Origin of the sequence: Bradyrhizobium nanningense (genome assembly GCF_004114535.1) — a bacterium.
GTDB classification, from domain to species: Bacteria; Pseudomonadota; Alphaproteobacteria; order Rhizobiales; family Xanthobacteraceae; genus Bradyrhizobium; species Bradyrhizobium nanningense.
The window spans coordinates 163505-174190 of sequence record NZ_LBJC01000016.1 but is presented as its reverse complement, the minus strand read 5'-3'; the positions used below and the strand labels follow the sequence as shown (position 1 = coordinate 174190).

Sequence of the window (10686 nt, the reverse complement as noted above, 5' to 3'; positions counted from 1 at the left end):
AAATATTATGTGGCGGAGGAATCCAGCCGTGGCCGGCCCTGGCTGGCGTTAGGGCGCCTCCGCCACATAATCTCGTCCGACACATAAGAGCGGTTATGTTGCACGCAGCATAACCGCTCGGCGGCGACCTCTATGTGTTCCGTGGCAAAAGCGGCAAGCTGATCAAGATCCTTTGGTACGATGGACTGGGCATGTCGCTTTATGCCAAGCGGCTCGAGCGCGGCCGCTTCCTGTGGCCGTCGTCGGCTGATGGCGTGGTGACAATCACCCCAGCCCCGACTGGCGGATGCCGCAACATACCTGGCGACCGCAGGCGGCTGGCTGATCGCTGGGATTTGAATCGGTGGCACGATCAGCGGTTCGGACAGAGATCGCGTCTTGTGATTCTCTGGTCGGCGATGGGCGCTGATGATTCTCTTCCCGACGATGTGACCACGCTGCAGGCGATGCTGCGCGCCGAACGAGCGGCCCGGATGGCCGCGGAAGCCGAGGCCCAGGCGGGGACCTTGCTGATCGAGAAGCTCAAACTCACGATCAAGAAGCTCCGGCACGAGCAGTTCGGACAGTCCTCCGAGCGAGGCGCATTGCTGGACCAGCTCGAGCTACAGCTCGCCGACCTGGAGGAGAACGCGGCGCAAGCTGAGACCGCGGCGCAGATGGCAGCCGAGAAGATTGCGGTGCCATCGTTCGAGCGCCGCAAGCCAGCCCGCCGGCCGCTGCCGGAGCATTTGCCACGGGAGCGCATTGTCTATCCGGTGCCGGCCACCTGCCCATGCTGCGGCGACAGCCGGTTGCGCAAGATTGGTGAGGACGTGACCGAGACGCTGGAGCTCGTTCCGCGCCAGTGGAAGGTGATCCAGCACGTGCGCGAGAAGCACGTCTGCCGGGCCTGCGAAGCGATCAGCCAGCCGCCGGCTCCCTCGCATCCGATTGCGCGCGGGCGTGCAGGGCCCAAGCTGCTGGCTCATATCCTGTTCGCCAAGTACGGCCTGCACCTGCCGCTTCATCGTCAGAGCGACCTCTACCAGCGTGAAGGCATCGATCTCGACGTATCGACGCTCGCGGACTGGGTAGGTGCCTCCGCGGCAACCCTGATGCCCCTGGTAGATGTGATCCGGAGCCACGTCTTCGCAGCCGAGCGCATCCACGCGGATGACACCACGGTGCCGGTCCTGGCCAAGGGCAAGACCCGGACCGGCCGGCTCTGGACCTACGTGCGCGACGACGGTCCGTTTGCCGGCCCAGATCCGCCGGCGGCCGTGTTCTTCTACTCACCCGATCGCGGCGGTGCGCATCCGGAGCAGCATCTGGCGGGCTATACCGGACTGATGCAGGCCGACGCCTATGCCGGGTTCGGCAGGCTCTACGAGGCCAATCGCAAGGGCGGCCCGATCATCGAAGCCGCATGCTGGGCGCATGGCAGGCGTAAGTTCTTCGATCTCGCGCGGCTCACCAAGGCGCCGATCGCGGCCGAGGCGGTCAAGCGCATCGATGTCCTGTTCGCTATCGAACGTGAGATCAACGGTCTTGCTGCGCAGGAGCGCCTGCGTGTGCGTCAGGAGCGTAGCCGCCACCTGATCGTCGAGCTGGAGGCGTGGTTGCGCGAGCAGCGCGCCAAGCTCTCCAGGAACAACGACACGACCAAAGCGATCAATTACTGTCTCAGCCGCTGGGATGCATTTAGCCGCTTCCTTGATGACGGACGGCTTTGCATGTCGAACAATGCTGCTGAACGTGAGCTACGGGCCGTCGCCGTGGGGCGAAAAAATTGGACCTTCGCCGGGTCCGATGAGGGCGGCCGGCGTGCGGCTGCCATCTACAGCCTCATCGCCACCGCCAAGCTCAATGACATCGACCCGCAGGCTTGGCTTGCCGACGTGCTGGCGCGCCTGCCGGACCATCCCGCCAAGCGTATCCACGAACTCTTGCCGTGGAATTGGCGGCTTCAGGGTATCGTCCGCGCGGCTTGAGTGAAATGATCTCGACAGACCGTAATTGAAGGGAATACTGTGCGCAGCAGCATAGAGAGGTCTCTCATGAGCGCAATCGGCATGGGATCTAACGACCGTCACCCTGAACTCCGTTCTGGCGAGATCTTCCTTCGCAATGACGCCGACAACGGCTTTGCGCGCGTCAAAGCTGTTTTGCCATCCGCTCGGCAGGGAGAGATCGGCTACAACATTCGTGGCAAAAAGCTTGATGACGAAGCAGGACTGAAGCCTATCTTCGTTGCTCCCGACGAACTGCGGGCGGCGGGTGGTCCGCTGATGTTGGAAGTTCGCTACGCCGAACTCGCCGAACAACAGTAACGCTGCGTGCCAGTTCGCCGGTTGATCTTCGGGCAGCACGGTCGCCGTTACGGCCTATCGATCAACTGGGGTAGTCGCCGGATGCGTACGTTTAGCGACCATCTGGATCAGTGAACTGGCTCGTGCAACCGGCGCTGTGCGCTCTAATCTGCTCTAATGCTTATTTTTTTGGCTGACTTTCGGCCCAAATACTCCAAACCTTGAGTGGGTCTTGCATAAACGATCGGAACGTTTGAACTTTGCGATCAGGTTGTCCACACAGAGCATCAAACAAGTGACAAGCCAAAACATGCTTCTCCTCAACCAGCACACCAACTACCGGGGTCCCCTGGATGCGTCGGACGCCGACAATTTGAGCGTCGCGGCCGCTCGGGAGGTCGAACGATTTCTCGGATATCGCGATGGCCACAAGGAAACTCCTCTCATCTCCTTAACGGGCCTTGCTGGTGAGATCGGAGTTAGTTCGATCCATGTGAAGGATGAAGGCCGTCGTCTCGACTTGGGCAGTTTCAAAGCGTTGGGGGGTTCTTATGCTGTGATCCGAATATTGCTCGAGGAAGCAAGTCGGCAGTTCAGCCGCGATGTGGGCGTGTCCGAGTTGCACACGCCTGAAGTGAAAGCTGTGGCAGCAGGTATGACGATCTGTTGCGCTACGGATGGCAACCATGGCCGATCAGTTGCTTACGGCGCCCAACTAGTCGGTGCACAGTGCGCCATCTTCGTTCATTCGGGCGTGAGTCGCGAGCGCATCGCCGCCATTGCCCGCTTTGGCGCGCAGATACTTCGTGTCGAGGGCAACTATGACGACTCGGTTGCCGAGGCAACCCGGGTTGCGGCGGAACAGGGTTGGACGTTGGTATCTGACACCTCGTGGCCCGGCTACGTGCGCATCCCAGGCCTGGTAATGCAGAGGTATACTCCCCTACTCAGCGAAGCCCTGCGTCAGTTGCCTGAACGTCCCACTCATGTCTTCGTTCAGTCGGGCGTAGGTGGAATTGCCGCTGCTGTTGCCGGACACCTCTCGGTGTTGCTAGGTCATGACCGTCCTTTTTTCACTGTTGTCGATCCCTCGCGTGCAGCGTGTCTCTTTGAAAGCGCACGAGTCGGGCATCCTGTGAAGGTGGCTCATGCGCAATCGACCGTGATGGCAATGCTCGAATGCTACGAGCCTTCGCTTATCGCTTGGCGTGTACTTTCACGTGCAGCAGACGCTTTCATGACCGTCGACGACGAGGACGCAATCAACGCGATGAAACGTCTGGCAAATCCGACGGATGGCGATCTGGCAGTTGTCGCAGGCGAAAGCGGTGGTGTTGGTCTCGCAGCGTTACTGAAGGCTGCTTCCGATCCAGACGTGCGTGCCAAAATTGGTCTTAGAGCCGATGCACGGGTATTCTTGATCAACACCGAGGGTGCGACCGATCCTCGCCTTTACGAACAGCTGGTCGGTTTTACGCCAGCGCACGTGTCCGCGAAGAATCTGAAGTTGCGCAAGAACATGTCGACGGGGTGAAGCGAACTGGCTGGCTGATAATGATTGTCACAGGCACATTAGCCAGCCTGTTCACCCCGATAGTGGCCGAACGCGCATTCCACCCGGACTAGATGCCGTAATCGGCCCTGCTCCGAGCACGGGGTGATGATGGTGGCTGTCCCCCGATAGATGATGAAACGGCGGTCTTGTATGAGGCTGCCAACGTTCTGCTATCGCGCATCAACGCGGTTCTCAAAACTCAAGCGCTGGGTGATGGACGTCGCCAAGCGGCGAGGTTCGAAGCGCGCAAAAGTCGCTCTGGCACGTAAGCTGGCAGTGATCCTGCATCGGATCTGGGTCGAGGGCACAACTTACCGATGGACCGAAGCGGGGCCGATCACGGCATAGAAGACGTGGAGGAGATCAAGCACCACCGGGCTGAAGTGAAGCCCAGTGCCCGAAGTCCCGTCGCCGGGACGGTGGATCCGGTGAAGCCGTACACGGCCAGTGGTCGTCATCTGACGAACCACGCGTATCTAGATAGGCTCACCGCTCCCTCTGACAGCATGATGCGGCAGCCAGGCGTTGACAACGAACAGAATCATGAGCTCGGCGGCGTGACGTTTACTCGGGAGGCTTGACATCATCGGGCCCATTACAGGAGGTCGTGTACTCAATCGTCTAGCGGATCAGGGCGGACCATGATTCAAGCTACCGAACATCGGGGCTGGGATCATGCGCTACGACCTGACGGATTTCGAGTGCAGTGTTATCGAACCCCTTCTCCCGGAGGACCGTCGAGGTCGCAAGCCAGGCAACAACCGCCGCGTTCTCAACGGCATCTTCTGGATCCTGCGCGCGGGAGCGCCGTGGCGCGATCTGTCCGAGCGATACGGACCTTATACGACCGCTTACAATCGCTTCAACCGCTTGGCGCAAGGCCGGCAGCTGGGACCGGCTGATGGATACGGTCGTCAAGGCACAGGATGGCAAGGTGCAGATGATCGACAGTTCGGTCGTGCGGGTCCATCAGCATGCTTCCGGGGAAAAAAGAGTGGAGATCGTTGGTGTGGGCCGAAGCCGAAGCGGCCTCACCACCAAAATCCACGCGCGCGTCGACGCGAAAGGCCGCCCGGTCCGCCTCATGACCCCCCCGGCGAGGCCCACGACGTGACGTACGCCGAGGCTCTGCTCGATGGACTCGATGCGCGCGCCGTCGTCATCGCCGACAGAGGCTACGATGCCGATCGTATTTGTGCCCACATCCGTGATCAGGGTGTGATCCCCAACATTCCCAACAAATCAACCGTAAGAAGAGGTTGCGGTGGCCATCAATCGCGAGCGCAACCACGGTGAGCGCTTCTTCAACAAACTGAAGTAGTTTTGACGCATTTGCCACCCGCTACGACAAGCTCGGCGCGACGTCTTCGCTTCCTTCAGCTCGCTTCCGGGCGAATTTGGCTTCGATCAATTCAGTCCACAGCCTAGTAAAAGAACAGCTCCTTGCGCAGGCACTTCAGATCTGACGCGGGCGATCTGTCGGTGGGATACGGTCCGGCACACGGGCGACGCGCACGAAGCAAGAGTTTTTCGACACCAGACATGGAGCAAGTCCGTCTTGGCTCAAACAGCCTAGATATCCAATCCGCCGCGCAGTCGGCGGCCGCATGTCGGGGAGCGGACGGGATCTTGCGAACCCGGGCGTCGTCCGGACGCGCAGACCGTATCGTCATGCACGCCCCATTCTCGCAGACCTCAGGTGTTCTTCAGCGCGACGCGGAACTCGGCTTCGGTCTTGGCCTTGACCTCGTCGAGCGAGACGCCGTCGGCGAGCTCGATCAGGGCCATGCCGCCGTCGCCGTGCTTGTCGATGGTGAAGACGGCAAGATCCGTGACGACCATGTCGACCACACGCTCGCCGGTCAGCGGCAGGTTGCACTGCTTCAGCAGCTTCGGGCCGTCCTTGGCCGAATGCTCCATCACCACGACGACGCGCTTGACGCCGGCGACGAGATCCATCGCGCCGCCCATGCCCTTGACCATCTTGCCGGGGATCATCCAGTTGGCGAGATCGCCGTTCTGAGCCACCTGCATGGCGCCGAGGATCGAGAGGTCCATGTGGCCGCCGCGGATCATGCCGAAGGAATCCGCGCTCGAGAAATACGAGGTCGAGGGCAGCTCGCTCACGGTCTGCTTGCCGGCATTGATGAGGTCGGCGTCTTCCTCGCCCTCATAGGGGAACGGGCCCATGCCGAGCATGCCGTTCTCGCTCTGCAAGGAGACGTTCATGCCGTCGGGGATGTAGTTCGAGACCAGCGTCGGGATGCCGATGCCGAGATTGACGTAGTAGCCGTCACGCAATTCCTTCGCGGCGCGCGCAGCCATCTGTTCACGGGTCCAGGCCATGTGAGTCTCCTGCGCTTAGGCGGCGGTACGCGGGCGGGTGTTGCGGAATTCGATGCGCTTCTTGGCCGTGCCGACCTCGACGATGCGCTTCACGAAGATGCCGGGCGTGTGGATGTGGTCGGGATTGAGTTCGCCGGCCGGAACCAGGTGCTCGACCTCGGCCACCGTGATCTTGGCGGCGGTCGCCATCATCGGGTTAAAGTTGCGCGCGGTCTTGCGATAGATGAGGTTGCCGGCGGTGTCGCCCTTCCAGGCGTGCACGATGGCGAGATCGGCGAACAGACCGCGCTCCATCAGGTACTTCTCGCCGTCGAACTCCTTCACTTCCTTGCCTTCGGCGATCAGCGTGCCGACGCCGGTCTTGGTGTAGAAGGCCGGGATGCCAGCGCCGCCGGCGCGGATGCGCTCGGCCAGCGTGCCCTGCGGGTTGAATTCGAGTTCCAGCTCGCCGGCGAGGAATTGCTGGGCGAACAGCTTGTTCTCGCCGACATAGGACGAGATCATCTTCTTGATCTGCCGGGTCTCCAGCAGGCGGCTGAGCCCGATGCCATCGACGCCGGCATTGTTGGAGACGACCGTAAGCCCCTTGACGCCGGAGTCGCGGATCGCGTCCGACAGCTCCTCGGCAATGCCGCAGAGGCCGAAGCCCCCCGACATGATCATCATGCCGTCTTTCAGAATGCCGGACAGAGCCGACCTCGCGTCGGGATAGAGCTTGTTCATGAATTACCTGACGTTATGGAAGGGTTGGAGGCTAGGAAGCCTAGCCGATCTTTGTTCGATGGCGCTCCCACACAAGGTCACAAGCGGACGAGCCATACGGCAGATTTTCGCGCATCCCTAAGCGGCAGCGCATTGATGTCGGCGCGCATCACAATTGACCGCCGTGGACCAGCCCCGGGGAGGCCGACATATTGCCTCCTATCATACAACATCTATTGAGCGCGAAGGGTCTTCGACCCGAGATCCGCTCCTGCGCTTTCCGTTCGGGCTGGGAAAGCTGAGGCTTCCGAAGCATCGCTTGATCCGGCTCCTCCATTGCTTCGTTCCTCCCGCTCGGCATCTGGCAAGAAGTGGTTGCCGCGCGCACATTCCGTTCGAAAGCCTTCCTCGCCCTGTCCGCGAGGGCGCTGTTTTACGTCAGATTGAGGAGGAAGTCGGCCGGGACTTGGCTTTGATGTGCATATATTCCGCGCATTTTCTTTGCTTAACGCAGGAGTTGATCACGAGGGCCTCGCCCCCCGAAAGTTAAAGCAACTTTGTAATCGGCATCTGGCCGAGCAGCACGAAGTGTTCGGACGGATTGAGTTTGCACTCCTGCCCACATTTTCAGCGCCGGGTGTGGACTGATAACCGGTTTACCAGGGCCCGGGATGAATCTCATTTACGCATTGAATGTAGCGGTCGCGCCGGCGACAGAAATCTTGCTAGATGAGCCATTGCTTCATCCCAAAAGTCCGCAGCGGGCAGGCCGCTTTCGCTCTACGCCGGTCGTGAACCAAGACTTGATCAGAGTCGAAGGCACACAGCCCTGGAATTCTATCCCAGCTTATCGCTACTCGGCCCGACCCTGGCCTTATCCGCACACCCTTCCTTTGGCTAGCCTAGCCCAACTCTGCGTAAGACGCGACCACTAGCGGTACTTAGGTCCGTTAGCCGTTCGCTCTATAGAGAATGCCTCCGTCGAGAATAGAGCGAGGATTTGCTGCAATCGGGCGAAGAACGGGCTAACGAGTGATGGGACGCCGTTCATTTGCGAGCCGCGCCGTCCGCAGCCGCTTGGCTTCCGAAGAAGAGCTAAATCACCATGGCGAGCTGTGACTTCGCATGGTGCCGGAAGCGATGCGAGCTTTAGGCGTCCGCGATGTTGACGCGTCGACGTGTTTGGCGCGGCGACCGGCGTCGATACTGAGTGGCAGGTCGCGATCAGTACTGGCGCGCCTTTTCACGCAAGGGCGATCGCCAACGTCCGTCGCCTCGTGATACTGGGCAGCGCGACAGTCCCAGATCGCAACGTCGCCCGGTATCCAGCTCCATCGCACGGTGTTTTCAGGCGTGAGGATGTATGATTGGAAGAGGCGGAGCATCTTCTGGCTAGTACAATTCTGAAAGCCAACGAAGCGCTGCACGCTATCGTCGATAGCGAGTGTGCGCTTGCCTGTATCGGGTTGAACGCGAACTAACGGATGCTCCGTCTGGGAATTCAGTCTGGCAGACACGCCGTCCAAACGGTCTTCGCCTGCCGCAGCGAGCTCCGCTTTCATCGCGTAGCCATACGCAGTGTTGTGAACCGCCCAGAGCTGATCGGCGAACATGCGCAGTGATAGCGGGAGCGCCTGATATGCAGCCGCCGTATCCGACCAGACGGTGCCACCGTGACAGCGCGAATTTATTACGTTGTGCAAGAGGACATCTTCGGATAACCCTCAACTATGATCATTGTATGCTGCCGCTTGTCAGCGCGACCACCATTGTTGCCCGAACCCCGCCCCAAGATCGACGGCACCGCCTTCGCGATACCGACTTGTCGGTCCGGAGCCAGAATGCCTAGCCGCCTTACAAAGCGCTCATGCTGGGCGGCATCAAGTTTTTCTGGTCACGGAAGAAGATCACCTTGTGCTCGCACAGCAAGTCATTGATTGCGCGGATGACCTCGTCTGATAACTCTCCCGATAGCTTCACATTCCTGATCTCGGCACCAAGTCGGACCGCGCGCTTGATGATGTCGGCTTCCGGAATAACATCGTGAATGGTTGTTGTATCACTCATGATCACTTTCATAACCGCGATTCTCAATGAAGCTCCGCCATGCGCTGGTCGCGGATGCGACGGCGGAGATGTTCGAGATATTCTCGGACGCCACGCACTAATCGCAACAATAGACCTCGCCGGGGCGCTATAGATGGTAGAAGCGATCGATGTATAGTCAATGACACGAAACCATCTTTGTTTTCGACCACAAGAAATGATCAGTTCGTGGGGGACGCACGCGCTAAAATATGTGCCTGATTAGGGTTGATCGAACAAGTCGCGGGCATAACAGACGCCATCGTGGGATCAACGCGCGAAACGCCTCGAAGTACTCTTCGATCAACGCGATCGCATACCGTTGGCTTTCTGGATCGAGCAAATTACGCCCAATACTCTTTGTCATTCTTTGTCAACGACATGACACGAGCCATTCCGCAGAAGTCCACGCCGACTATGCCCTCGCCATGAAAAGGTTGATAGCCATCGCAAGTAAGGGGCGAGCGGGGCTAGCCACTCATAGGTCCTAGACTAGGCCCAGCGCGCTTTGTCGGGAACGACACTTTAAAGTAACCGAAGCGTGATCTCCGGGATTAGTAGAGCAAGGTGTGGACTCTGGATCGCTGAGGCGATCGTGATGCGAAGCTGAGTCGACACCAACAATCCTGTACGGATGAAGAGATTGTGCGGGTCAAGCGTGGTGAAGCTGCCACCGATTCTCAGCTGCGCCCGCGGCGCGCCCTGTGACGCCAGGAGCGCAAATTTCCGAGCGACCTGGTGTGATTACTGCTATAGACTCACATTCGTCTCAGCCTCGATAGCGCGGCAGGATTCCTATCGAAATACAACCTGAGCAGCGATGTGAGCTCCGGAATTGCTTAAGAGCATCGCAATTCGGCGTCCTTGGCTCGCCGGGCGGCCGCAACCACGTCGGCGCGATCCATCAAGCCGGTCGCTCTGCGAACAGTAGCCGCAGTCTTCTGGACAGCCGCCAGTCTTGACACTGAGTAGGCTTGCCGCTTCGACGTAGTTCGGATTGAAGTGACTATGATTCGTTCGTCTTCAACATTGCGCGCTATTTTTGCACGTTTGGCGAAGCAACGGAGATCCTCCGGAACGACAAAGTTAGCGTCAGCGATGTTGTTGGCCTCAATCCAAGGGCGATCGTCATTCGCCGGGGCCCTGCACTCCGATCGAGGCAGGAATATCTAACGCTGTCGTACGGCAACTCTCGGGTCTCGTTCCAATCCTCGGCATCTGCCCTGGGCATCAGTGCATCGGAAGCGTTTTCGGCGGACGAGTGGTGCGTGCACGTAACCCTATGCACGGTCGGCCCGCTTACGTGACCCATGATGGACAAGGGCCGTTCAAGGGACTTCCGTTGCCACTTCGCGTCGGGCGCTATCATTCTCGCATTGTAGAACTCAACGAACTGTGCGCATCGCATCTCATTGTGACGTCGCGCTCAGAGGACAGGGAAATTATGTCTCTCTCTCATCGCTATCAACCAACGTATGACGTGCAGTTCCATCCAGGGTCGATTATTACTCAGCAAGGGGGCGTGGTTGCTTATGAACTTCTTGCGGCTCGCAGGTAAGTTCAGAACATAAATTGGAACAGGTTGCGCCTCCCGCAGATTAGATGGCGGGACAGTGGCTCGAAGCCGAAGCGCCAAACTCAATACCGTCAACCCAGCAACTCTGCCTCCACGGCGAATTCGCGATCCGGCCAAAGAAGGCGCGGGTCGCA

7 protein-coding genes and 5 pseudogenes are annotated in these 10686 nt (G+C 59.5%); 7 read left to right on the top strand and 5 right to left on the bottom strand.

Features of this window, described 5'->3' with window-relative positions; all coding sequences use genetic code 11:
* Positions 1 to 125: 125 nt before the first annotated feature.
* The 6 genes and pseudogenes from tnpB to XH84_RS11170 form a co-directional block, all read left to right on the top strand.
* Positions 126 to 263, top strand: a pseudogene (tnpB, locus tag XH84_RS41855) (IS66 family insertion sequence element accessory protein TnpB); the annotation flags it as partial.
* A 135-nt stretch (positions 264 to 398) separates the two neighbouring features.
* Entirely contained in the window at positions 399 to 1970 is a 1572-nt protein-coding gene (gene tnpC, locus XH84_RS11190; protein ID WP_164937364.1) for an IS66 family transposase, read from the top strand.
* Between the two features lie 66 nt (positions 1971 to 2036).
* Complete coding sequence (locus XH84_RS11185; RefSeq protein WP_128948286.1) at positions 2037 to 2309, top strand: hypothetical protein; 273 nt, start codon at positions 2037 to 2039, stop codon at positions 2307 to 2309.
* 289 nt (positions 2310 to 2598) lie between these two features.
* Positions 2599 to 3822: a diaminopropionate ammonia-lyase gene (locus tag XH84_RS11180; RefSeq protein ID WP_128948299.1), complete on the top strand. Its 1224-nt coding sequence runs from the start codon at positions 2599 to 2601 to the stop codon at positions 3820 to 3822.
* Positions 3823 to 3989: 167 nt separating this feature from the next.
* Positions 3990 to 4191: pseudogene (locus XH84_RS11175) on the top strand (IS110 family transposase); the annotation flags it as partial.
* Positions 4192 to 4515: 324 nt separating this feature from the next.
* A pseudogene (locus XH84_RS11170) lies at positions 4516 to 5271 on the top strand (IS5 family transposase).
* Positions 5272 to 5538: 267 nt separating this feature from the next.
* Here XH84_RS11170 and XH84_RS11165 read toward each other — a convergent pair.
* The 5 genes and pseudogenes from XH84_RS11165 to XH84_RS40700 all read right to left on the bottom strand — a co-directional run.
* Positions 5539 to 6189: a CoA transferase subunit B gene (locus XH84_RS11165; RefSeq protein WP_128948285.1), complete on the bottom strand. Its 651-nt coding sequence runs from the start codon at positions 6187 to 6189 to the stop codon at positions 5539 to 5541.
* Positions 6190 to 6204: 15 nt separating this feature from the next.
* Complete coding sequence (locus XH84_RS11160; RefSeq protein ID WP_128948284.1) at positions 6205 to 6912, bottom strand: CoA transferase subunit A; 708 nt, start codon at positions 6910 to 6912, stop codon at positions 6205 to 6207.
* 1079 nt (positions 6913 to 7991) lie between these two features.
* Complete coding sequence (locus XH84_RS40710; protein ID WP_245471696.1) at positions 7992 to 8594, bottom strand: TauD/TfdA dioxygenase family protein; 603 nt, start codon at positions 8592 to 8594, stop codon at positions 7992 to 7994.
* Positions 8595 to 8745: 151 nt separating this feature from the next.
* The gene (locus XH84_RS40705; protein WP_245471695.1) at positions 8746 to 8970 is read right to left on the bottom strand and encodes a hypothetical protein; all 225 of its coding nucleotides are present in this window, start codon (positions 8968 to 8970) and stop codon (positions 8746 to 8748) included.
* A gap of 863 nt (positions 8971 to 9833) precedes the next feature.
* Positions 9834 to 9981, bottom strand: a pseudogene (locus XH84_RS40700) (biotin synthase BioB); the annotation flags it as partial.
* Between the two features lie 23 nt (positions 9982 to 10004).
* Here XH84_RS40700 and XH84_RS11145 point away from each other — a divergent pair.
* Positions 10005 to 10547 (top strand): annotated as a pseudogene (locus tag XH84_RS11145) (anthranilate synthase component II).
* The last annotated feature ends 139 nt before the right edge of the window (positions 10548 to 10686 follow it).